The organism is Paraburkholderia sp. EG286B, assembly GCF_040965655.1.
Taxonomy (GTDB): Bacteria; Pseudomonadota; Gammaproteobacteria; order Burkholderiales; family Burkholderiaceae; genus Paraburkholderia.
In genome coordinates this window covers 1-234 of record NZ_JBFRCF010000294.1, presented here as the reverse complement: position 1 = coordinate 234, position 234 = coordinate 1, and the positions used below count along the sequence as shown (strand labels likewise).

1 protein-coding gene is annotated in these 234 nt (G+C 59.4%); it reads right to left on the bottom strand.

The features are described from left to right. Positions 1-234, bottom strand: a 234-nt coding sequence (locus tag AB4Y42_RS44765; protein ID WP_368697957.1) for an AMP-binding protein, incomplete at both ends; no start/stop codon positions are given.

Sequence of the window (234 nt, the reverse complement as noted above, 5' to 3'; positions counted from 1 at the left end):
CGAACGCCATAACAAGCTCCCAGGCGCTTGCATCAAAACCGAAGGAGGAGAACTGCACTACTCGGCTATTGGAAGAAACGCCAAAAAGCTTGATCTGAGCCAACCCGAGATTGACCAAGCCCCGATGTTCGACCATGACGCCCTTGGGCGTGCCTGATGATCCCGAGGTGTAGATCACGTAGGCGAGGTGGCGCGCGCTCAGGCCGAGCGTGCGCGGGTCCGGATCGGATCCTC